This window comes from Nocardia sp. NPDC005366, assembly GCF_040606855.1.
Classification (GTDB): Bacteria; Actinomycetota; Actinomycetes; order Mycobacteriales; family Mycobacteriaceae; genus Nocardia.
The window spans coordinates 1-22,854 of the sequence record NZ_JBEXFQ010000007.1; the positions used below are offsets into that span (position 1 = coordinate 1).

Annotated in this window: 17 protein-coding genes; 4 read left to right on the forward strand and 13 right to left on the reverse strand. The window is 66.6% G+C overall.

Annotated features, from left to right (window positions below; all coding sequences use genetic code 11):
* The 9 genes from ABZS43_RS10215 to ABZS43_RS10255 form a co-directional block, all read right to left on the reverse strand.
* The coding region (locus ABZS43_RS10215; RefSeq protein ID WP_355035521.1) for a hypothetical protein at positions 1-556 on the reverse strand (556 nt) is incomplete at its 3' end.
* 48 nt (positions 557-604) lie between these two features.
* On the reverse strand, positions 605-1,498 hold the full coding sequence (locus ABZS43_RS10220; RefSeq protein WP_355035522.1) for a hypothetical protein: 894 nt from the start codon (positions 1,496-1,498) through the stop codon (positions 605-607).
* Positions 1,499-1,895: 397 nt separating this feature from the next.
* Entirely contained in the window at positions 1,896-3,581 is a 1,686-nt protein-coding gene (locus tag ABZS43_RS10225) for a VWA domain-containing protein (RefSeq protein ID WP_355035523.1), read from the reverse strand.
* A 93-nt stretch (positions 3,582-3,674) separates the two neighbouring features.
* Complete coding sequence (locus ABZS43_RS10230) at positions 3,675-4,856, reverse strand: AAA family ATPase (RefSeq protein ID WP_355035524.1); 1,182 nt, start codon at positions 4,854-4,856, stop codon at positions 3,675-3,677.
* Positions 4,857-5,675: 819 nt separating this feature from the next.
* Positions 5,676-7,505 carry a BTAD domain-containing putative transcriptional regulator gene (locus ABZS43_RS10235; RefSeq protein ID WP_355035525.1) on the reverse strand — a complete coding sequence of 610 codons (1,830 nt, stop codon included), beginning with the start codon at positions 7,503-7,505 and terminating at the stop codon, positions 5,676-5,678.
* A gap of 79 nt (positions 7,506-7,584) precedes the next feature.
* Entirely contained in the window at positions 7,585-8,352 is a 768-nt protein-coding gene (locus ABZS43_RS10240) for a hypothetical protein (RefSeq protein WP_355035526.1), read from the reverse strand.
* Positions 8,353-8,460: 108 nt separating this feature from the next.
* Positions 8,461-9,588, reverse strand: a complete 1,128-nt coding sequence (locus tag ABZS43_RS10245; protein WP_355035527.1) for a lipase family protein — start codon at positions 9,586-9,588, stop codon at positions 8,461-8,463.
* Complete coding sequence (locus ABZS43_RS10250) at positions 9,585-10,826, reverse strand: cutinase family protein (RefSeq protein WP_355035528.1); 1,242 nt, start codon at positions 10,824-10,826, stop codon at positions 9,585-9,587. The genes ABZS43_RS10245 and ABZS43_RS10250 overlap by 4 nt, the downstream gene beginning before the upstream one ends.
* On the reverse strand, positions 10,823-11,740 hold the full coding sequence (locus tag ABZS43_RS10255; RefSeq protein ID WP_355035529.1) for a hypothetical protein: 918 nt from the start codon (positions 11,738-11,740) through the stop codon (positions 10,823-10,825). The genes ABZS43_RS10250 and ABZS43_RS10255 overlap by 4 nt, the downstream gene beginning before the upstream one ends.
* 652 nt (positions 11,741-12,392) lie before the next feature.
* On the opposite strand from ABZS43_RS10255, the gene ABZS43_RS10260 reads away from it, so the two are divergent.
* The 4 genes from ABZS43_RS10260 (at position 12,393) to glmS (ending at position 17,627) form a co-directional block, all read left to right on the forward strand.
* Complete coding sequence (locus ABZS43_RS10260) at positions 12,393-13,232, forward strand: helix-turn-helix domain-containing protein (protein ID WP_355035530.1); 840 nt, start codon at positions 12,393-12,395, stop codon at positions 13,230-13,232.
* A 196-nt stretch (positions 13,233-13,428) separates the two neighbouring features.
* Positions 13,429-14,208 (forward strand): hypothetical protein, encoded by a 780-nt coding sequence (locus tag ABZS43_RS10265; RefSeq protein WP_355035531.1) that lies wholly within the window; start codon positions 13,429-13,431, stop codon positions 14,206-14,208.
* Positions 14,209-14,724: 516 nt separating this feature from the next.
* Positions 14,725-15,369, forward strand: coding sequence for an NUDIX hydrolase N-terminal domain-containing protein (locus tag ABZS43_RS10270; protein ID WP_355035532.1), 645 nt, complete (start codon positions 14,725-14,727; stop codon positions 15,367-15,369).
* A 425-nt stretch (positions 15,370-15,794) separates the two neighbouring features.
* Positions 15,795-17,627, forward strand: coding sequence for a glutamine--fructose-6-phosphate transaminase (isomerizing) (glmS, locus tag ABZS43_RS10275; protein WP_355035533.1), 1,833 nt, complete (start codon positions 15,795-15,797; stop codon positions 17,625-17,627).
* A 104-nt stretch (positions 17,628-17,731) separates the two neighbouring features.
* Here the strand turns inward: glmS and ABZS43_RS10280 are convergent, their stop codons facing one another.
* The 4 genes from ABZS43_RS10280 to ABZS43_RS10295 all read right to left on the reverse strand — a co-directional run bounded on the left by ABZS43_RS10280 (position 17,732) and on the right by ABZS43_RS10295 (position 22,819).
* The gene (locus ABZS43_RS10280) at positions 17,732-18,664 is read right to left on the reverse strand and encodes a phosphotransferase (protein WP_355035534.1); all 933 of its coding nucleotides are present in this window, start codon (positions 18,662-18,664) and stop codon (positions 17,732-17,734) included.
* Positions 18,665-18,968: 304 nt separating this feature from the next.
* Positions 18,969-21,578, reverse strand: a complete 2,610-nt coding sequence (locus ABZS43_RS10285) for a valine--tRNA ligase (RefSeq protein ID WP_355035535.1) — start codon at positions 21,576-21,578, stop codon at positions 18,969-18,971.
* Between the two features lie 119 nt (positions 21,579-21,697).
* Positions 21,698-22,033 (reverse strand): DUF296 domain-containing protein, encoded by a 336-nt coding sequence (locus tag ABZS43_RS10290; RefSeq protein ID WP_355035536.1) that lies wholly within the window; start codon positions 22,031-22,033, stop codon positions 21,698-21,700.
* A gap of 9 nt (positions 22,034-22,042) precedes the next feature.
* Positions 22,043-22,819, reverse strand: a complete 777-nt coding sequence (locus tag ABZS43_RS10295) for a helix-turn-helix transcriptional regulator (protein WP_355035537.1) — start codon at positions 22,817-22,819, stop codon at positions 22,043-22,045.
* Positions 22,820-22,854: the final 35 nt, after the last annotated feature.

Below are 22,854 nucleotides of genomic sequence, written 5' to 3' on the forward strand. Positions count from 1 at the left end.
AATGAAACCGGAAATCGCAAAGGATACAACGATCGCACCACCGAATGGGGCACCCGTTTGACCACCGCCTAAAGACGGGGCCATAGCTCCGACGCCGATCGTGGTCGGCGGGGCCGGTGGGCGCGACCGCCACGTGATCGGCCCCGAGCCGCCACTTCGGCAACAGAGCCATCAGCTCGGCCATGTCGTCACCGTCGCCGTCGCTGTCCCCGTCGAGATCGGCGTCCTCGGGGTCGGGTCCGGGGGTGGAATAGACCGCGACGATCGCCCGGCACGCACTGTCGGGATCGAAGTAGGTCACCCCCGACAGCGGCCCCGAGGTGATCCGCACAGCGGCGGTCACCGGATGATATTCAGCCCAGATACGCATCTGGTCGTAGTAGGTGAACACCGAAATCCACTGCAACGCGCCAGTATCGACGGGAGTGGTGAGGTGATGGGTGGCCTCGGCAGTGACCGCGAGCCACATCTCGAGACTGTCGGCGGCGTGCGGCGAACCCGCGAACACCTGATGCAATGCCGCAGCGACGACAGCCGGGCGGGAAATGCTGTTCATGACCGGTGGAACCTTTCGCAAGAATTCAGACGAGAACAGAAATCGCGGTCAGGCGTCGGCCAGGGTGAATTTCTTGGGGGCCGCACTGGTTTGGCGGGCAGTGCCGCCGGTGGTGAGTTTCACCAGCGCGTTGTGCACCGCCCCGCTCGAACGGTCGAGGGCCTTACCGATCTGGTGCGGGCTGAACTCCTGACCCGGGTGATCACGCAGGAAGTCCTCCACCTGCCCCCGCAACGCCCCCGGAGCCAACTTCTGGATCGTCTCGGACTGCCCCGCAACCGCATCCGGGTCCACTGTCGGGGCGTCGGGGGCGGGGGTGGCGGATTCGTCGTCCGTGGGGGCGGCGGGGGCCGGTTCCGGCGCTGCCACGGGCGGTGCGGGTTCGGCGGGCGCGGGTTCGGCGGGCGCGGCGTCGCTGTCGGGTCGGGGTGTCGCGTCGGATTCCGCAGGCGCGGAGCCGGGTTCGGGTTCGGCCGTGCCACCATCGCCCGGTTCCGCTACGTCACCATCGCCCGGTTCGGTGGTGATCGGTTCCGCTGTTTCGGTGTTGGCGGGTGCTGTCGATTCGGCGGGTTCGGGTTCGGCGGGCGCGGTGGTCGTCTGTTCGGTGGTGGTGGTCCAGGTTTTGGCCGCACGGGGCGATGCGGGGTTGGGTTGGGAGCGGGCGACCCCGGCGGTTTCCCACCCGGTCAGGATCCGCCGGGTCGCCGATGCCGAGGCACCGGCGGCACCGGCCAGTTCGTAGACGGTGAATCCGGGAAACCTGCCCAATGCCGCCCACACCGCTTTCTCGGTGTCGGTGCGCAGCACGGGCACACCCGCCCCCGCCCCGTCACCGTGCGCAACATCAACGGCGGCAGGGGTGGCGGCGGCAGCAGGGGCAGCGGCGGGGGTAGCGGGGGTCGGGCGCTTGGCGGGGGTGTTCTTCTTGCGTGTGGACATGACGGGTCCCTCCATGAATTTCGGGGATTTCGGAAATTGCGGATGTGGGTGTTCGGTCATGTCCCGGCCGGGACGGAAACCACGCCGGATCGGAAAAATGGTTTCCCGGGGGTTTTTGGCGTCGTTCCCGTTTCTATGGACGCTCGATACCGGGGTCGATGTCAAGCGGGTCGTCAAAACAAATTCCGGGCACCGAATTCCTCTCGACCGAATTCGGAATGCGCACAGCACGAGCAGAATTCGACTCGTACGTACCTTTCTGGATATGAGCCGGTGTGCGGGGCAGGGCCACCGGCGCAGACGAGGCCACCACCGCGCGAGACGCGGTGGTGGAGTGCTCATTCCGGTGTGTGTCTCGGCCGGGGCGGGCAGGTATCCGCCCGCCCCGGCCGAGGGTTCACGCGCCGCGCACGGCGGCGGTGGCGGCGCGGGCGATGGCTTGGGCAGCGGTGGCGGGGTCGGTGAGGGTGTGGACGGTGACCCCGTCCAACGGTGTGGAGTCCTCGTCGTCGGGGGCCAGCCACAGCAGCGCGCATCCGCTTGCCCGCAACCGGTCCAGGCGGGTCTGGCCTCGCGCGCGCACGGCGTGCCAGTAGATGCCGTCGGAGATGATGACCAACAGGCGGGTGTTCTCGCGGCGGGTGAGTCCGAGTGCGCCGTCGAGGGCGTCGATGGCCTGGTCGATGGCTTCCTCGCTGGCGTTGGAGCTGAATTCGGTGACCTTGGCCGGTGCGGTACCGGGGTAGGTGATCGGGCGCACTCGTTCACCGAAGGTCACGGTGGCGGTGTCGGCGGGCATGCTCGCCAACTGCGCGCCGTTGGCGATGATCCACGCCGCCGAGGCCACCGGCGCGGCGTAGGCGGTCATCGATCCGGAGATGTCACAAGCGATCCCGACTCGCAGCGGCGGCACCGGCACCACCTTGCGGCTCGTGCGAGTGAACATCTCAGCGGTCGGGATCGCACCGGCGGCGCGCTGGGCCTCGCGGGCCATCGCCCCGCGCATCCGTACCCGCCCCGGTGGCAACACCGACCCGGTCTTGACCACAGCACGCTCACGGCGACTCGCCGCGCTCAACGCACGCCCCAACACCCGCGCGGCGGACCGTTCCTCCGCACGAGGGGCACGGGTCCTGCGACTCGGTCGCGCCGCACCGGTACCGAACACTTTCCGCGCGGTGGCCTCGGCAGCGCGCTCGGCTCGGCGTTCGGCCGCCGCAGCAGCAGCAGCGGCCTCCGCCGGATCGACCGGCGGCGGCTCGTCCGCCACCGCCCTCGCGACGTTGGCGACCGCCTCGCTCACACCGGCCCCCAACGGCGAGCCCGGGGCGGGCTCGTCGTGCGGGTCCGGGCCGACAATGTCGAGCCAACGCTGCCCGAGTTCGAGCATCGCCTCGGCGTCCTCGTCGGCCACGGTGTGCGCGTGCTGCCAGATGGCTCGCAACGCAGCGAGTTTCGTCGCCCCGAGCACAGCCTCGATCGCGCCAGTGGCGGGCAGGGTTTCGGTCTCGGTGAGGATGCCGCCGTCCACGCGACCCAGAATGATCGCCGCCGAGTGCGCGGCCTGGAACTCCGTCGCGGGCAGCTCGGCCAGAGCGTCGAGGCCGCCGCTGTCACCGATCACGATCTCGGTCGTACTCGCACGCAGCCAATGCCGGTCCTCGGGGCGGCGGCGAATCTGAGCAGCCTCGATCCTGGACTCTTCCAACAGCATCGCGGCCTCGACCACCGCCGGATTCGCCAACGTGGGCGGTTCCCACACCGAGTGCCGGGCGTGCGCGCATTCATGCACCAGCGCACCCCACACCGCCGGATAGCGGGCGCGGTCGCTGACACGGTCCGGGCGCACGGTGGCAGGGTCGACCTCGAGGTGGGTGCCGTCGAGTTCGATCGCCGCTTTGTGCGGCATGAATACCGCCGGATGCCCGTGCGCGGCACCGGGGGCGATCGTGACCACGAGGTCGTCACGGTCGGCGATCACGGGTACCTGTTCGGTCAGGGCGGCGGACAGTGTCTCCCACCCGGAGGTGGCGGGTGGTGTGGCAGGGGTGGCAGTGGGATCGGTGAGCACGTGAGCGGTCATGGCGAGGGTGTCCTTCCAGAAATTTTCGAGCCCAGCGGCACCGGCGGCGATGGCGGTGCCGTTGACAACAGCGAGGGGGTGGTGGCGGGTGGGTTAGAGGCGTTGGCCCAGGGACAGGGGCGCGAGGTCGGTACTGCCGAACACGGTTTTCACCACCTCGGCCACGGTCTCGCGGTCCTCCTCCGGCGCGGCACCGATCAAATTGGCGGCGGCAGTGAGGTCACTGGTCGCGGTGGCGATCTTCTGAAACGCCAACAACTCCCGCAGTTGCGGAGCCCACCCGATCTCGCCCTTGCCCTGCCGAGTCGCCAGATTGCGGGCCGCCCGCACGGCTTTCGGATTCACCCCGAGCCCGGCCGCGAGGTCGTAGTCGCTGGACACCTGCACCTGGAACGCGAACCGCGACGAGAGCGCATCGGACAGGATGGCTCCGTGCACCCCGGGGTTGTGTCCTGCCACCACGAAGAACCCCGGGGCGGCAGTGATGACCTCGCCCCCGTTGGCTTTGATGACGATCTCGCGGCGTCCGTCCATCGCGGGATACACCACCGAGAGCACGGTTGGGGGGATGAGGGTCGCGTCGTCGATGAACAGGACACGGCCCTCGTGCATCGCCCGGACCAGGGGTCCGTGCACGAACAGGAAGGTCCCGTCGGGGGCTTGGGTGTACTCGCCCACGAAATCGGCGACCGTGGTGTCCCCGTCACCCTGCACGGTCAGCAGGTCGCCGAACGCTGCCTCGATGAGCGAGGTCTTCCCCGTTCCGGGAGGCCCGTACAACAGCACCGGGACCTCCTTGTCGCGCATGGTGCGCAGCACATCCACATCAGCGGCACCGGCGAGTTTGCGGGGGTGGTAGAGCAGCCCGTTCGGACGCGCCACCGGACCCGTGGTCGGAGCGGCGGGTGCAGCGGGGGCGGCGGGCGCGGTCCGTTTGCGTGAACCCTTCCGTCGCCGGGCGGGGGCCGCTGGTGCAGCGGGGGTCGCCGGGGCGGCGGGGGCAGGGGGCGCGGCGGGGGTCGCCGGGGTCGGTGCGGTGGCAGCGGTGGCAGCGGTGGCGGTGTGGGAGTTGGCGCGGTAGCGGCGGGGGGTGGCGCTTGTGCGGTCGGCGTGACCGGCGGCGGTCAACGCCTCGAGCGCGTTGCCGACAGCACCGGAGGACCGGGTGAGGGTTTTGGCGATTTCCCGGGGGGAATGTTCACGGCTCGCATCCGCTGCCAGTACACCGGCGACCATGCGCCGCAATTCACCATTGCCCAAACGAGGTGAAGTCACTTTTATCTCCTGAAATTTCGAATCCGATTCCCGTACCGCCACGCGGATCGTGACATACCGGTGGCGGAGCCGCCTATCGGATTTCCATCGAATCCCCTGCAATTCAAGGGAACGGCTCGACGCTAGCTCGACCCACGACGAGTCCACAACCCGAATTCACGAATTCCCGAAAATTCCCGCGCGAGCCCGTTTATTCGACAAGGCAAGAATGGAATGCGACGCGTACAACCCGCTCGAACCGAGACGAAAACACCGCAGACAAAACCAAGTAGAAGAAAACAAATAGAAGAGAATATGAATACAGGAGAGGGGACACGGAGATACAACAACCAAGGGACGAAACGACACGACACAGGCAGGCGGAGACACCGACTGATGGCGGCGACGCATGTCTATATAGCTTTGTATATAGACAATCCTGGATGACCCCCACCCAGGGATACAGTCCCCTACCAGGGATTTTGCCGCGTTGAGGTGGGGTGTCTTGACCGCCCCACGGAACGCCCCACGGAAAACCCCACGGAACGCCCCACCAAATGACCACACCAAGATCACGAGCGGAACCCCGCCTGGAGAATTGATCCAACCTGCCGCAGGAGCGTCAATTGAATGGCGAGTATGAATGCCAATCAACGCCTGTCGGGACCATCTTTCGGGTAGTTGATATCGCCCGATTTCGATTATGGAAGATGCCTTATTCGACGCCGATCACTATTTCAGGTTACGGCATTGTCGCCGCGAGTGGAATAATGCGAATGCGTCTGTCTTCATGCTGGCGATCGGGCGGCGTCTATGCCGTATTACTTTTCGACATGTTTTCTATTGGCCGGGTTTGCGGAGTTGTTGGAGGAGTCGGTGTGTTTCGGGGCTGGGGGTTTCGTCTATTTCGGTGAGTCGGTGGGTGAGGAGTGTGTAGGTGGAGGTGAGGGCGTCGTATTCGCCGAGTCGGGCGTGTAGGCGCAGGATGTGGTGCCAGAGTGTTTCGTTGTAGGGGTCGTTGGTGATCGCTGTCTCGAGCAGGCCCAGGGTGGTGCGGGGTTCGAGGTCGGTGTTGCGGGCCAGCCAGCTCAGTGCGTGGCGGTTGTCGCGGCGTGCGGCTTCACGTAGCGGTTCGACCCAGGCGGCGTCGGTGAGGTCGGCGGCCAGGGTCGCACTGGCCAGTTCAGCGATCATGCGGCAGGCAGCGGCCTGGTCCCGGTCGTTGGTGGCGGCGCGCCGCGCGGTGACAGCGGCGCTGAATTCCCGGTAGTCGACAGTGATCCCGTGCTCGGACAGGCGGCAGTAGGTGCGGTCGTCATCGAGCAAAGCGGTGGCCTGGTTGCCGGTCAATTGGGTGACCGTGGTGCGCAGGCGACTCAACGTGTTGGTCAGCGCGTGCCCGGACCGCTCCAACGGTGTCTGATCCAGGATCAGATCGATCAACGCCGCCCTGGTCAAGCCCTCGGGGTGCAGAGCGAGCACCGTCAGCGCCTCGCGGCTACGGGGCTGTAGTTGGGAGGCGATGTCCACGGCCTGCGCCTGCCCCGGTGCCCGCCACAACACCCGGGTCGGCCCGAAGACCTTGATCGTCAGACCCGGCTCGGACCGTACCGATGCCTGGCTCGACGGCGGCGGGCTCGCCGCGGGCCGGTGTGGCGGGACCGCGAGGTCGGTGGCTCGCTCGTGCACGGATGTGATGGGGTCGGGTATCGGCACTTCTACGACTGCGGGATCGGGTGGAGTGCGGGCCGTCCCGGTCCCGGGGTTCGGTGAGGGTCGCGGGTCGACGGGCAGGGTCGTGGGGTCGAGGCGGTAGACCGTCGGTAGCGGGGCCTGGCGGCGCGCGACCCTGTAGGGCGGCCTCGGCAGGCGGGTACGGTCCGGCGCGATGGTCGGGGCGGGAGGCGGTGGCGGTGGGGGTGGGGGTGGGGGTCGCAGTAGTTGGTGCACCGACGTGGCGAGGGCGCGCGCGGCAGGCAGCAGGTGCGGACCGCGACGCGGGGGCCGGGTCCCTTGTAGCAGCGCCTGGGCCGAAACCCGCGCAACGGGAAGAGTTCCCAGGATCGGCAGGGCAAGCGCGGCAGCGAACCCGCTACCGGGCTCCTCGATGAGCACGATCCCCCGACGGCGGTGACGCTGGGTGAGCGCCAGGACGCGGTGCGCGGCGCGTTGGGGTTCGGCGTGGTCGGCGCGGACCACGATCAAGCAGGCATCGGCGGCGGCCAGGACCGGCGCGAGGCCCGAATCCGGTTCGGGCGCACCACAATCAGCGAAGATCGTGGCCCCCAGCGCGCGCCAACTCGCGGCGGGACCGGCCAGAAGCGAGGTGATCATCGCGGCACGGGTCCCATCCCGACCCGGTGACGCGGCCAGCATCGGCACCGCCTCGGGCAGCAACTGCACGTGATCGCGCACCAGCGCAGGCGCGGTGGGTGTGTCCGGGTCCAGAGTGCGGGCAAGGCTGGCCCACCCCCGAAACGGGGCGACCCCGACCGTATCGGCGAGCTGCCCGCCCTCGAGATCGGCTTCCACCACCAACGCAGGCCCCCACTCCTGCCAGGCCCGCGCCAACGCCACCGTCGTGGTGGTCGTCCCGACACTCGGCCCCACCCCCACGACGGCGATCAACCACGGTGCCCGCGAGCCCGAAACCCTCGGTACGGCACTCACCGCGACACCCCGAAACTCGCCACGACGAGAACACGCGGGCAGCCAGAACGAACAGCGGACTGTGTAGTGGTGTTGGTAGTCATCCCTGCCTCTGAATGTTGCTGATCAACAGGCCCCCGCCGTCGCCGGGGCGGGTGTTGACGAGTTGGAGGTAGTCGGTACGTTGCCGGTCGGGGCGTACCTCGACTACGTGCACGTTCGCGGTGGTCTCCGAGATCGGGGTCACCGCGACGCAATGCGTGGTCCCGACCGGGATAGAGGCGATACCCGCCGCGAGCCCCACGGGGTCGATCCCGGCTTCCGGTGCCAACAGGGTCATCGCCGCTTCGGCGCTGCGTCGGAGGTAGTAGGCGGCCTCGAACGACGCGATCAGCCCCACCACGGTGGTCGTAGTGTCACCAGGACGGTCGGTGACCACGGTCCCCGACAGCCCGGTGCACGCCCCCTCCACCACCGACGTCGCACTCGGCGGTATCGCCGTGGCACGCACCGGATCACCGGTGTCGCCGGTGGTGTCACCCCAAACGGCCACCACCCCGACCAACACCGCCACAGCGGCCACCAAACCCGCCCACACCCGCCAAGACACCCGACCCCCGCCATCGGCCCGCGCCACCACCCCCACGTCCGTGTCGTGCGCGTCGGGAGTCTGCGGCAGCACCACCATCCAGCCACCCTCTGACACCAGTTCAGGACTCACCCCGGTCCCGGTCTCCGGGGTGGACACGAGGTACAGCTCCGATGCCAAGTGAGGCTGCTCTAGCCCGGCCCACGGATCCTCGAACGTCTCACCGCCGTCGTCGTCGTCGGGTGTGTCGCCGTTCCCTGGTGTCTTGCCGAACCTCATGTCACCGCGCCTCCTCGCGAGTTGTTGCCGGGCTGTGTGATTCACCGCCTCTGCCCGCACCCCCGGGGAAGTGGGGTGCGGGCAGGGATTCCCCTCTCGGGAAGGGGTTCACGGGCGGCTCGCGTGCTCACCCTCACCGGAGGGTCGAGCGCGTTCGCGAGGCGGCGGGCCGGTGAGGGTCTCGCCGAGTCGGGCGAGGACATCGCCGGTCGCGCTCGCCGCGGTGGCGTGATGACCGGCCTCGTACTCACGCCAACTGACCTGGGTACCGCGCTGCCGGTAGGCGATCAGCGTCCGCCGCCCGGCCGACACGGGAACGATCGCATCAGCGCTGCCGTGGTAGAGGTGTAGCGGGATCACCGGGCGGGTGTGGGCGAGGGTCTCCAACTCCAGGACTCGCCGCCACCAGTGGTCGTTCCACGGGTCCGGTTCCCGGCACCAATGCGACACCGGTTGCGGGAACCGTTCCAGCAACTCGGATCCGGTGAGATGTTCGGCTTCCATCGCGGCCCGCTGCCCCGCCTCGTTGAGCACGTCACGCAACGGGAGCTGGTCGTAGGCGTGGGAGAGCCCGATCAACGCCGCGAGCCCCAGGCCCGCGCCCCGGCCACGGGAGAACGCCGGAGCCAACGCCGCGAGGTCCGAGGCGACCGCTCCGGCGGCGACACCGCGTAGGTCCACCTCGGGGGCGTACCAGGGATGCAGTTCCCCGGCAGCGGCGACCGCCCGACCACCGTCGGCGTACCCCCAGGCCAACACCGGGGCGACCGCGACACCGAGGTCCGCGCGCCGATACACCGCCCGCGCCAGATCGAGCACCGTCCTGGCACCGGCGCGCGCGGCGAGGAAGGTATGCGGACCGCCTCCGGTGATCCCGAGCCCTTGCCCGTCGGGGATCGCTACCACCCACCCCCGCGCCAGGGCGGCGGCGATGCCGGTGGTGTCGGGTTCGGCACCGATCGCGAGCAGCTGCGAGGGTGTGCAGATTCCGCCCAGGCCGCGAAACCCGGGGCTGTACACCAGGATCGCGGTATCACCGGGTCGGGCGACCACCTCGGGTGTCAACACGATCCCCGAGGCGGGAATCAGTTCGGAGCGGGAATTGGCCGAGGCGTAGACGACCTGCCACGCCCCGGCCGCCCCACTCAATTGAGACACGAACACCGGACGAGCACGAACCAGGTCCCCGGGACGGTAACCGTCGAAGGTCGAGACATCATGGAAATCGGTGGTCATCGGGTGGCTCCTGCAAGGTCGTAAGCGAGGGCGGTCAACCAGGCGACACCGCTGGCGAGTTGGCCGGTGGCGGCGTAACCGGTGTGGCGGCCGGGGATGTCGGCGTAGCGAAGCCACACCGCCGGATTGGTCAGGTCGGCGTTGTCGGCTATCAGTTGCCCCCACGCGGCCGAGAGTTGCCCGGCCAGTTTCGGTAACTGACCGACCGGATCAGCGGCCACGATCGCGGTGATCTGGCCCCAGCGGGCCGACGCGGCAGCGATCTCGTCCGGGCTCGGTGATGGGGTGCGGGGGTCGGAAGCATCGGTGAGCCGATCGGCCAGACTCGCCGCGGGTAGGTAATCGACGAACCCCGCACCGGTGTGGAAGTCGTTGTTCACCACGGTGGTCCAGGCGTCTCCGAGCGTGCTCGACAGCAGGGCTTGGATCGAGGCGAGCGCGGCCAGTGGATCACGAAGATCGGCCTGCCCCGCGATCTGGGCCGCCACTCGCAGCAGGGCGGCGCGGTCGGGTGCCGCGCAACTCAAGTCACCGTCGACGCAGACATCGGCCACCCTCCCGGTCAACGCCCTGTACTCGACTCCCGAACTGGTGGCGATGCCCCCGCCGGAGGCGGCACCTGTGGTGATCGACACCCCCGACACCGCCACCCCGGAAGTACCGGGAGCCGGGTCGGGAGTGAGCTGACCAGGGCGACCAGGAATCACCGGTGACCCCGGAGCGCGATCAGGATCGGAATAGAGCGCGATGCCCGCGACCCGGTCGGCCGGGACCGGTCCCTCGCCCGCACCGACAGTGCGAGCGAATTCCGAGACCACCTGCGCGCCTTGCGAATACCCGACCGCGGCGAGGGCGGTGCCGGGGCAGTCGGCGGCGATGCTCGCCGCGGTGGCCGTGAGGGCGGCCAGGCCCTCGCTCACCGACGACGCGTACGGGGTACTTCCGCCGCCGGTGCCGATCGCGCCACCGAACCCGGCCGGATACGGAATGTAGGTGCGCTGCACCAGATTCGGCACAGCCGCCGCCACCGGGGCGAGCAACGCACCCAGCATCCCAGTGTCGGCGACCAGCGACGCTTCCGGGGAGGACTCGCCGGTGCCTTGGACCCCGAGGACCCACAACACCGGGCAGCCCGGCCCAGCGGGTGGTTGCGCTGAGCTGGTGCCGGGTAGGAAGAGGGCGCTTGTGCAGGCGGTCAGGATCGTGGCGGTGAGGATTCGGTTTCGGATTCCGGTCACGGCTGACCCACCCCCACACCAGCACCGAAACCCACACCGACCGTGCCACCGGCGAGCGCGCCGACCATCGCAGCGGGAACACCGGCCACCAGCGCGCCCGCGATGGCACCGGCCGCCGCACCGATCGCGGTCCCTGCCACACCGGTGGTGATGGTGCCGATGATCGGCACTTCCACCACGGTGCCGATCGCGGCACCGACGATCCCACCGAGCGTGCCACCAGCGAGCCCACCCACGACCGCACCAGCAGCTGCTGCCGGTGCACCGGCGAGTGCGCCTCCGATCGCGCCACCGACACCGGCCCCAGCGATGGTGGACCCGGCGACCCTGTCCGAGCGTCCGGCGGGGATGCCGATCGAGTCCAGGAAAGTCGCTGCCTGGGCCTCGAAGTCGGCGGCGGTGGTGTTGATACCGTCTCGGACTTCCGGCGGCACCCAGTCCGGGGCGGGTGTCTCCCATTGACCGACCCGGATCGTGTCCGGTGGTGCCTGGATCGGGGCGACCGGAGCCACCGGTTCCGGGGAATGCAGTTCGATGACCTGGATCGAGGGAGCCGGACCCGGCTCGGGAGCAGGGCGCGGGGTCGGACCGTTGCGGACCTCCGGTGGCTGCACCAGATACACGGTCGGCGCAGGCTCGACCGGTGGTAGGTCCGGTGGCGGGGGTGGTGCGGGAGCGGAGGTTCCGGGTTGAGCCGGGGCGGTGACACCGGGCTGGTCCGCGATCGGATCAACTGTCAGCGCAACGGCTTCGACCCCGGTAAGCATCACCAAGATCGGTACGACCAGGGCAGCCAACATGCGGCCACCCCACAGCAGCCGCCTCCCATAGGTGATCCGGGGACGGCGAATGTGCGGGTCGCGACCGTGTCTCGGCGGCCGGGCGAGTAGGGATAGTTTCTCGTTTTCGGGCATGACGAATAGACCCTTCACAAAGGGGGCAAAAGGCGGAAGAAAAGGAGGGTCGGGGAATGCGCGTATACGCGCAATGAATGCGGGGGTCCCCGACTTCCCGACCACAGTCGGGGACCCGTGACCCGCGTTTCCTCACAGGAGAGGAATGGTGTGCCCGGTCAGAAGTAGGTCAGGACCAGACCGAGTCCCTGCGAGACGATCGCCAGCACATTCGAGACCAGCGAGGCCCCCGTGTCGAGCAGCGCCAGAATGTTGTAGAAGTCCACGGTGTTGCCTTTCGGAGCAGGTGCGATTGCTCCTCCATCACAGCCCCGAAACACCCTGCCGCGCCAGCCCTTAGAGGGACATAAAAATATGTACATAAAATGTTGCCCCTCCCCGCGTAAGGGTTGGCCTGCGCGTATGCGCAAAAGGGACAACAAAATGTGTAGTTGAGAAAGTTTGCGGCCACTGTCCAATCCTGGAGAGGGCACACCGAATTCGCCGAACCCCCCGCACCGCTATTGCGGTTACCTGTCGGCTAGCTCACAGGAAATAGTGTTTGCCGCAGATCATCTGACTCTGGTAAGAACGAAATCAGCTCGGGGGAGCCAACCTTTCAGCTTATCCGATGTGGACGGAAATACGAAAGACCGTAGTAGGAGGGCTTTACATGACTCGCGACGCGAACTCGGGCCGACGCCCACGACGCCGCCGCAAGGGCGATCCTGCTCCGACCAGCCCCGATGTCCCCGAATTCGGATACTGGGTGCGCCGGATCCGCGAGGCCCGCAACCTTTCCCGCCCACGCGCCGTGAAGCTGCTGCATACCAGCGAGAGCACGCTCAAGGCGGTCGAGAATCGCGGTGCGCCAGCCCAGGAGTCGCTGGTGGAGAACATGGTGACCGGCTACGGCCTCGACTCCGAGCAGGCACACCACACACGCAACCTCGCCGAACCCCCGATCCCCCTCCCCTCGCTCGCGGACCTGCGCACGCGTATCGATACCGTCGGGCGTCGGGCGAAGCTGACCGACCTCGACCACCGGGGGATCGCCGCCGCCTACATCGACCCCCTGTGGAACGTGGTCCTGGCCAACGAACAGTTCACCGAACTCCTACCCGGCCTCGACGAATTCGACGACAACATCGCCCTGTGGTTCTTCCACCCCGGCCTGCCCACCTCTCCCGCCGAGCGCATCGTCGTGGACCGGGCCGAGATCGCGGCCTACCTGGTCTCTGCCCTGCGCGGCGCTCTCGGCCGGTACCGCGAGGCCCCTCACGCTCGCGGCCTCGTCCAGGACCTGCGCGGGGCGCCCGAGTTCACCGAGCCGTGGGACACCACCCTGTCGGTCGCCTACGGCCGCCGCCCCGACGACCCCATCCACCTACGCGACCCCACCACCGGTGACACCTACCCCGAACACGTCCACCTCGGCGACACCCCCCACTGCCCCGAAGTCCGCTTCTGCCTGTGCTACCGCGAGTACCCCAGCGACCCGGCGCAACCCTGACCCACCAGCAACACCCTCCCCCACCCGCCCGAGAACCCGTGAACCCCACCCGAATCCCGCACGACCGAACAGGAGTCCCGAATGACCCGCACCACCGGACACACCCGCCCTCACGACCCCGACCGGGCACCCCGACAGTCGCGCGTCATCGAGGCCACCACACTCGCGCTACCCCCACAGAGACTGGATCACTGAGATGCGCGAAGACCCCACACTGCCCGGGATGCCCAACCTGATCGACTCGCTGGAATTCCTGCGCCACCGCCGACACCTCTCCCGCGAATCCACCGCCAAAGAAGCCGGATTCAGCGGCGGTCGCCTCAACCAGATCAACCAGAAACGCACCGCCCCCGGCCCCGCCGTGTTCAAGAAACTCCTCACCGCCTTCGACACCGACCTCGACACCGACCAGCGACGACACCTACGAGAGCTGAAGAAACCCTCCCTGTACCTGCCCACCACCGGAGAGCTACGCCAACGCCTCACCCGCCAAGGAGTCGATGCCCACCTGAACTACCTCGACACCCGCAACATGCTCGCCCTCTGCATCGACCCCCTGCGCTTCGTGCTCCACGCCAACCAGACCTTCCACCGCATGGTCCCCGGCCTGGCCGAGGTCGACAACAACTACGTCCGATGGCTGTTCACCCCCGCCGCCCGCGACCGCATCACCGACTGGGACACCGAAGTCATCCACACCATCACCATCCTGCGCGCCAACCTCGGCCGATACCGCGCCCTGCCCCGAGCACGAGACCTCTACCGACAACTACGAGCCACACCCGGCTTCACCCCCATCTGGGACGCCACCACCATGCAAGTCGCCTACGGCTGCCCCCACAACCAACTCCTCCACATCCACACCCCCGACACCGACGAAACCTCCACACTCCGCCTCGAAATCAGCGACTACGGCGGATGCCCCGAAACCCTGCTCATCCACGGCTTCCCCGACGCCTGCGCCATCGCCTGCTGAAACAAGACCGCCACAACGAGACCCGCAAGAGTCCGTCACCCAGACGGACTCACGGCGGCAACAACCATCAGCGGGCAAGTACCGCTTGATAAACCCGCCGAGCATCCCGGACTCGATCCCAACCCGACGCGAAGAACACCAAACTCCGCGACGGCCTAAACGACCCAGGGCACGAATCGTGCGACCACGTGACCCCGCACCAGCCGTCATCGGCCTACCAGGCCGACTATAGGCGAAAGCCGCGCACGCTGATCGCACAGGTCGGTCCTACACATCGTCACAGTCCCACCACCAACCTGTTGTCTCTCATCGAAGATCTCGACACGCGTCCGGCGCGCGCGATCAGCGCGATTGGAGTCATCAGGGTTACCCGACGCGAGTCGGGTGTCTACCGCCTGATCTCATAATCGCTGAATTCGAGACAATCGCACGGCTGTAGCCGGAACTGGTTGGGTTGCGGCACTACCTGCGCGACTGACCCCGCCGGTTCGCCCCAACTCACGAAGGAATCTATCGATGAGCGAAACACAGCAGACTGTCGAGGATCGGATTCGCACTGCTGCTTTGACTTTGGCGTCGATCGCGAACAACGGCCTCGTCTTCGCCACCGATGTCTTCGACCGGCAACGCTATGAGCAGACCAACGCCATCGCGATGGGATTGCTGTCGATGATCAGCGCTGGAACACCCAGCGAGCTTAACGAGATCGTGTCCTTGGAGTCGGGGTACATGACTCCCAAGGTCGACGTCCGTGGAGGCGTGTTCGACGAGCAGGGCCGAATCCTGCTGATCCGTGACCGCAGTGACCAACGCTGGACTCTGCCCGGCGGATGGTGCGACATCCTCGAACCGCCCTCACAGGCGATCGAGCGGGAGGTCGAAGAGGAATCAGGCTTGGTCGTGCGCGCTACCAAACTGGTGGCGTTGCACGACCGCGATGTCCAAGGCCACCAGCCGGTATACCCATATCACGTCTACAAACTGTTCTTCCTGTGCGACAAGATATCCGAGGGCCAACCCAGCCCCGTCGAGACGATGGAGGTGGGCTGGTTCGATGTCGGCGAACTTCCCGAGTTGTCCACGACCCGAGTCCTGGCCAGCCAGATCCATTTGCTGCACGAGCACTGGGTCAAGGGCGAGTTGCCGACCGTGTTCGACTGAACCGATCAGTGGTTCGGGGTACTCGAATAGGTTGGGGAACTGGCCGCAGGCGCGGACCGTGCGACGATTCGGGCGTTGACCGACTCGATCGCGTTGGTCGAGCACACGCCCCCACAGACCTCGGTATCGAATGCCAGGAACGGCCGAACTCGGCCTACGCTTCCGCTCAGAGCGCCACGACGGCAAGGTATTTCGCGCGCCAAGCCTCGCTGAACACGGCTTTGCGATCGCGTCTCAGCGCTGGCGGGCTGCACAACCGAACGAGCCCCGACGCACGTGCACCTCACACGCTCGAACGACCGCGCGTGGCCAGACTTCGCAGATGGCCTCCAGGGACGTATGCGCGGTTACTCTGGTCGGCATTGCCGCGGCTGACTCCGCGCACGAATTCTCACACGTAGACCGACGGAGGGAACCTACCGAATATGTGTGGCATTGTCGGGATGACCTCACCCGGGAACACCGTAACCGGGCAGACCGCCGACCAACTAGCGGTGCTGGAATACCGCGGATATGACTCCTGGGGCCTAGTCTGCCTCACCGACGACGTCCTGGCCGTGGTCAAAGACGCCGGATCCATCGGCAAAGCACTGCGGCAAGGACGACTGAGCGAGCTTCCCGACGCCTCCCTCGCCCTGGGACACACCCGCTGGGCCACCCACGGCGGCGTCACCCCCGCCAACGCACATCCACACCTGTCCTACGACCGAACCGTCGCCATCGTCCACAACGGCGTCATCGAGAACCATCTACAACTGCGCCGCGAACTGGAAGCCGAAGGCATCGCCTTCGCCAGCGACACCGACTCCGAAGTCGCCGCGCACCTCATCGCCCGCCACCTCGAACGCGGCGCCTCGATCCTCGACGCCATCGCCGCCACCACCTCGATGCTGGCCGGCGAGTACGCCCTCGCGGTCATCAGCATTACCGAACCGGACACCATCTGGGGAGCCAAACACAAGAGCCCCCTGGTCGTCGCGTTCGACGGACAACGCGGCATCCTGGCCTCCGACCAGATGGCCCTCGACGGCATCAGCAACGATGTGCTGTTCCTCGAAGACGGCGACATCGTCGCCGTACGCGCCGATACCGCCCAGCTCTACACCTCCACCGGCGAATCCGTGCAACCGGTCACACGCGCCTTCACCCGGCTGACCGGACGCCAGGAACGCGCCGACAAAGGCCAGTACCCGCACTGGATGATCAAAGAGATCCACGAAACCCCAGCAGCGGTCACCGCCGCCCTGAGCCTGCCCGCCGAACGATTCGCCTCGGTCCTGCCCCCGCAGCGCGCGGTCACCCTCATCGGCGCGGGCAGCGCGTTCTATGTCGCCTCGATGGGCCAGTACCTGCTCAAAAGCCTCGCCGGGATACGCGCCACCGCGCTGCCCTCCGACGAAGCCGAATACCTGGCCGTGCTCGGTCCCGGAGACCCGCTGATCGCGGTATCGCAATCCGGCGAAACCTTCGACACCCTCGAGATCTGCCGTAGCGCACTCGCCGCGGGCGCTGTCCTCACCAGCATCTGCAACGTCCCCAGCTCCACCCAGGAACGACTCGCCACCCACCGGCTCCCCCAAGGATCCGGCCCGGAAATCTGCGTGCTCTCCACCAAGAGCATCATCAGCCAGGTCGTGCTGCTCGCCCGCCTCGCCCTGGAAACCGGACACGCCAACGGCACCCTCACCGCCGCGCGCTACACCACCCACCAGGAGTCACTGGCACGCCTGGCGGACACCCTCACCGAGTTCATCACGACCACTTCGACCTCGGTGCAGGCGCTGGCCGCCAAATACAGCCACGTCAGCGACTGGTTCTTCCTCGGACGCGGCATCCTCTACCCCGCCGCCTGCGAAAGCGCACTCAAGTTCAAGGAAGTGAACTACCACCACGCCGAAGGCATGGCATCAGGGTTCTTCAAACACGGCACCATCTCGCTGATCGATGAACACTTCTACACCGTGGCCTTGCTGCCCTCCCACACCGGCGACCCCGACCGCTACGCCGCGACCCTGGCCGCAGTCAGCGAGATCGCCGCCCGCAAAGGACCGGTCATCGGCATCGGACCCGCGGACGTACCCGCCGACGACCTCGGCACGTTCGTCGAATATTTGCCGCTACCCTACCACGGCGACGAGATCGCCGATCTGGTCATCCAACTCGTCGCAGGCCAACTCCTGGCCTACTACTGCGCCCTCGACCTGGGCCGTGAAATAGATCAACCGCGCTCGCTCGCGAAGTCGGTCACCGTGCGCTGACACAGCACCACACCAGGGGGAAAAACGCCGTGGCCGACTGGCTGCTCATACCGATGTGCCCGACACCCAACGGTCACCTCCACATCGGCCACGGCGCAGGCCCCCTATACCCAACCAGTACGAGATTCGAGCCATGCCAGCGATGTCCGCGCTGCCCGCGCCTGATAGGACCGCAACCCCGGCGACCGGGGCGGGGCAGGCAGATGGGATTGCGCGGTCCAATATCCAGCCAGGGCGCACAGCAACGAGTCCATCGCGACCGGATCCATGTCTCGAGTCGCCGACTGCTCAGCGAGAATCGGATCGGGGTCGGTTCCGGCAGCCGCGATCGCCGGAGCGAGAAACCCTAAATCCACCCACGCGGCCCCTGTGCACGGCCATCCCCAATCCACCACGCTCACAGTCCCATCCGCGCTGAGCAGCAGGTTGTCCGGTCGAAGATCGGTGTGCAGCAATGTCGGCCCGTCGGCGAAGTTCAACCACCGCGGCTCGAGTCGAGCCAACCGGCTCAGATTCCGGGCCGCCCACGGTGTCAGGTCCTGCCGAATTCGCTGCTCGGCGAAACCGTTCCAGTTTCGCATTCTCGATCCGTACCTTTGCGCGACGGTAGGAATGTCGAGCACCGGACTAGGAGTCAGCGCGACCGCCAGCCGGGCCACCGACGCCAACACCGTGCGCAGTTCGTCGGGGCGGTCGAAGTGGGGATGCTCGCCTTCGACAGCGTCGAACACGACGACGAACCACCCGTCCTCCTCGATGGTGAACCGCATCGTCGGTGTCGCCACGAGTCCCGCCAGGCTGCGTGCGACCGCAGCTTCGGTTCGGTACGGACCAGCCAGCCCGTCCTCGACGCGTACCGCTTTCGCGAACGCCGTTCTACCGTCGACACCGACGAGTACCGCCGCCATCCCGTGGCTGAAGCCTCCACGCTGGGTGATAGCCGAGGAAACCGGCGCACCCAGTCCCTCGGCCACCGCTTCCCGCACCGAGACCGGGAGTTCGTGCCATTGATCGCGTTGCGCAATCTCGTCGGCCACGGTCACCTCTACGTCCTCGCGCCAGTGGTAAGCCGGTAGCCTCCGACATCCACGAGAGGCACCGACCCATACTTCGACACTCGATCATCCATGATCGACAGCCACTGGCTACGTGAACACCTCAACAACCGGGACGCTCAATCACACGACACCGTCCACGTCCTCGCGGTCCACCTCACCCAGTTCGCGATCAGAAGCAGTCAGTCAGTTCTTCCTGAGCTCGGATGAGATTGGCAGGCGGAACCGGCCCCAGGCTATGTGAGACACCGCCGGGCTACGACACGGTCGGCACCGTGAGTGACGGCTACTCAGATGGCAACGCTCCCAGCTGTTGTTGCAGGCGAAGCGAGTCCTCTACGGCGATGGCGCGTCTCGCGTGGATCCCGTCGATGATCTTCTGGGGTGCCTTGCCCATGAATTCGGCGTTCCCCAGTTTCCGGTCGGCGTTTTCCAGTTCCTTCTGGGCAACCGCCAGATCCTTGCTCAACCTCTTGCGCTCTGCGGAAATATCGAGAGCACCCGAAAGATCAATCGCCACAACCGCTTTACCGACCGCAAGCGACGCAGTAGCCGAGAACCCCTCGCCTGGCACGTCCAAGCGAAGCAGGTGGCGGATCACGTCCTCGTGCGCTGCCAGGACTGGTTCGCCTTGGAGATCCAATTGCGCGGGTACCTTCTGTCCGGGTTGCACACCCTGTTCGGACCGAAACCGTCGCACCTCGGTGATGGCGGCCTGCAACCGCTCGAAGTCGGACTCGGCGTCAGCGTCGCGGAAATCGCTGTCGGTGGGCCAGCTCGCGATCACCACCGACTCGCCCCCGGTGAGGGCCGTCCACAACACCTCGGTCACGAACGGGGTGATCGGATGCAGCAATCGCAGCAACACATCCAGCACCTCACCGAGTACGCGGCGCGACACGCGCGCAGCCGGACCGTCGGCGGCGAAGGTCACTTTCGAGACCTCGATGTACCAGTCGAAAACCTCGTCCCACGCGAAGTGATACAAGACGTCGGTGAGCTTGGCGAACTGGTAGTCCTCGAACAACGCGTCGACCGCAGCGATGGTGGTGTTCAGCCGTGACAGCATCCAGCGATCGGCCAGGCCCATTTCCTCGACCGCTGGCAGCGGCCCGTCGACGGTGGCACCGTTCATCATGGCGAACCGGGTCGCGTTCCACACTTTGGTGATGAAATTGCGCCCGGTCGCGGTGACCTGATCTTCACCGATCGGAACGTCGGTCCCCGGGTTCGCACCCGCCGCCAACGCGGCGCGTACCGCGTCCGAGCCGTAGCGGTCCATCCATTCCAGCGGGTCGACGACATTTCCGAACGACTTGGACATCTTCTTGCCGTGCTGATCACGAACCATGCCGTGCAGCGCGATCACACGGAACGGCGGCTGACCATCCATCGCGTACGTGCCGAACATCATCATTCGCGCGATCCAGAAGAACAGCAGGTCATAACCGGTCACCAACACCGAGTTCGGATAGAAGCGCTCGAGGTCAGGAGTCTTCTCGGGCCACCCCATCGTGGAGAACGGCCACAGCGCCGAAGAGAACCACGTATCGAGCACATCGGAGTCCTGCACCCAGCCTTGGGGAGCGGTCTCGTCCGGGCCGACGCACGCCATCTGCCCGTCCGGGCCGTACCAGATCGGGATCCGATGTCCCCACCACAACTGGCGTGAGATGTTCCAGTCACGCAGGTTGTCGACCCAGTCGAAGTACCGGGACGCCAATTCCGGCGGATGAACCGCCACCTGCCCATCACGCACCACATCACCGGCGGCCTTCGCCAGCGGCGCGACCTTGACCCACCATTGCATGGACAACCGGGGCTCGATCACCGTCCCGCAGCGCGAACAGTGCCCGACAGCGTGCCGGTACGGCCGCTTCTCAGCCACGATCCTGCCCTCCGCGCGTAACGCGGCCACGACGGTACTGCGTGCCTCGAGCCGGTCCAATCCCTCGAACGGTCCGGCGGTGGTAATGATGGCTCGCTCGTCCATGATGTTGATGGCGGCAAGGTTGTGGCGTTGACCAATCTCGAAGTCATTCGGGTCATGCGCTGGGGTTACCTTCACCGCACCGGTCCCGAATTCCGGGTCGACGTGCTCATCGGCCACCACGGGGATCCGCCGCCCGGTCAGAGGCAGTTCGATCTCCCGACCGACCAGGTGCCGGTATCGATCGTCCTCGGGATGCACCGCGATGGCGGTATCGCCGAGCATCGTCTCGGCGCGTGTGGTAGCGACCACAATCGCGTCTTCGCCCTCGCCGTAGCGGATCGACACCAGCTCGCCGTCGAGGTCCTTGTGGTCGACCTCGATATCGCTCACCGCGGTCATGCAGCGCGGGCACCAGTTGATGATGCGCTCGGCTCGATAGATCAGCTCGTCGTCGTAGAGCCGTTTGAAAATGGTCTGCACCGCGCGCGAAAGCCCATCATCGAGGGTGAAACGCTCCCGCGACCACGCCACTCCATCGCCGAGGCGGCGCATCTGGCCTGTGATTGAACCGCCGGACTTGGCCTTCCAGTCCCACACCGCCTGCACGAACGCCTCGCGCCCCAGATCGTGACGCGAACGACCGGACTTGGCCAGTTCACGTTCCACCACGTTCTGGGTCGCGATCCCGGCGTGATCCAATCCGGGCTGCCACAGCACTTCGAACCCCTGCATCCGTTTGCGCCGAGTCAACGCGTCGATCAGCGTGTGCTCGAACGCGTGACCGATGTGCAGACTTCCCGTCACATTGGGCGGTGGCAGTACCACTACGTACGGATGACGGTCACTCGATGAATCCGCGTCGAAATAGCCTCGGTCTACCCAGCGCTCGTACAGCATCCCCTCTACCTCGGAGGGAACGAATTTGGCGGGCAACGACGAGTTCTGTGCGGACTGAGTGCTCACACCGGATAGCCTAAATTGTCCGAGCGGCCCGACAGCCCGCGGGCGTATTGAACACGCGATCGGTAGTGCGCTGATCGCGACGGGAATCAGCGATAGCTACCCTGCGACGCTGGCGTCGGTCAGGCGGATACAGGTACGACGTATGCGCGGGCGAACCAGTGGTCGACTTCGGCCGAGTGCAGATGTCCGGCGACCGCGTGATCGCCTTGGATGGCCATGGTGGCGTGGATGTGGACCCGGCCGTCGCGGATCTCGCCGTTGCCGTGCATCTCGGCGGGTAGGTCGTAGGTGCTGACGATGTCGGCTGATTCGTCGGTGGCGGGCATGGTGGAGATGGTGAAGCGTCGGATGCCGCCGATGAGTGAGACGATCGCGGCATCGCGGATGCCTCGTTCGGCGGCGAATTTCTCGAATTGCGCTACGATCTCGCCGGATTCGACCTCGAAGACCTGCATGTAAGGATCCTAACGAAGGTACGGGCTCATGCGTGCCAACATCGTTGCAGCGCACCAACGAGCACCAACGTCTGTGCGGTTCAACGACTCCACCGCCAGCCGCTCGGCGATCACTGCCGGTGAAGGCAACGTCTCCGGCGCGACCAAGTAGCCTGCGGCGTGACTGTGATCGGTGCCCATGATCCGCGCGAGGACAGCGGTCATATACCGGCGACTCACCTCGTCATCGTGGGCGAGAAACCGCACGATCGACTCGGCTGGGGCGGCGGGGGTCTTGGCGAGGATCCCCGCCGCGTTGACTCGGATGATCTCCGAGGAATCGTTTTGTGCCCACCCCAGCATTCGGCGGATGGTCGCATGGTCCAATTCGGCGGCGATCGCATGGTCCAATGCGTGTGAGGTCTGTACTACGGCCAGAGGGCCTGGGTCTCCACCGGCGAGACTGGCCGCGAGGTCGGGGACCACTGGCGACAGTGGCGCGAGCGCGGCGGCCTGGAGGAAACGGCGACGGTCCATTTCATCATTCTCACCGCAAGAAACGGCTTCCGCCTCTATTGGATTCATCATCAGAGCGAACCGTAGACGTGCGCTGCGCGGCAGGTCGTCGAGGAGTCGGTCGAGGACGCGACTGCCCGCCGCACTGATCGGCCGGGCCTTGCCGCATTCCCAGGCGCTGATCGTGCGCTGATCGACTCGTACCCTCTCGGCGAACTGCACCTGCGAAAGCCGCATCGCGGTGCGAAGTGCTCTGACTGCGATGCCGGTCCAGACGATTACGTCGGTCATTCGGCCCCCCGGCGGCATGGTGAAACTTGGTAGAA

Coding starts and splice junctions, on each gene's coding strand:
- ABZS43_RS10220 (WP_355035522.1), bottom strand. CDS start 1,498: ATGTCCACACGCAAGAAGAACACCCCCGCCAAGCGCCCGACCCCCGCT.
- ABZS43_RS10225 (WP_355035523.1), bottom strand. CDS start 3,581: ATGACCGCTCACGTGCTCACCGATCCCACTGCCACCCCTGCCACACCA.
- ABZS43_RS10240 (WP_355035526.1), bottom strand. CDS start 8,352: ATGAGGTTCGGCAAGACACCAGGGAACGGCGACACACCCGACGACGAC.
- ABZS43_RS10245 (WP_355035527.1), bottom strand. CDS start 9,588: ATGACCACCGATTTCCATGATGTCTCGACCTTCGACGGTTACCGTCCC.
- ABZS43_RS10255 (WP_355035529.1), bottom strand. CDS start 11,740: ATGCCCGAAAACGAGAAACTATCCCTACTCGCCCGGCCGCCGAGACAC.
- ABZS43_RS10260 (WP_355035530.1), top strand. CDS start 12,393: ATGACTCGCGACGCGAACTCGGGCCGACGCCCACGACGCCGCCGCAAG.
- ABZS43_RS10265 (WP_355035531.1), top strand. CDS start 13,429: ATGCGCGAAGACCCCACACTGCCCGGGATGCCCAACCTGATCGACTCG.
- ABZS43_RS10270 (WP_355035532.1), top strand. CDS start 14,725: ATGAGCGAAACACAGCAGACTGTCGAGGATCGGATTCGCACTGCTGCT.
- glmS (WP_355035533.1), top strand. CDS start 15,795: ATGTGTGGCATTGTCGGGATGACCTCACCCGGGAACACCGTAACCGGG.
- ABZS43_RS10290 (WP_355035536.1), bottom strand. CDS start 22,033: ATGCAGGTCTTCGAGGTCGAATCCGGCGAGATCGTAGCGCAATTCGAG.
- ABZS43_RS10295 (WP_355035537.1), bottom strand. CDS start 22,819: ATGACCGACGTAATCGTCTGGACCGGCATCGCAGTCAGAGCACTTCGC.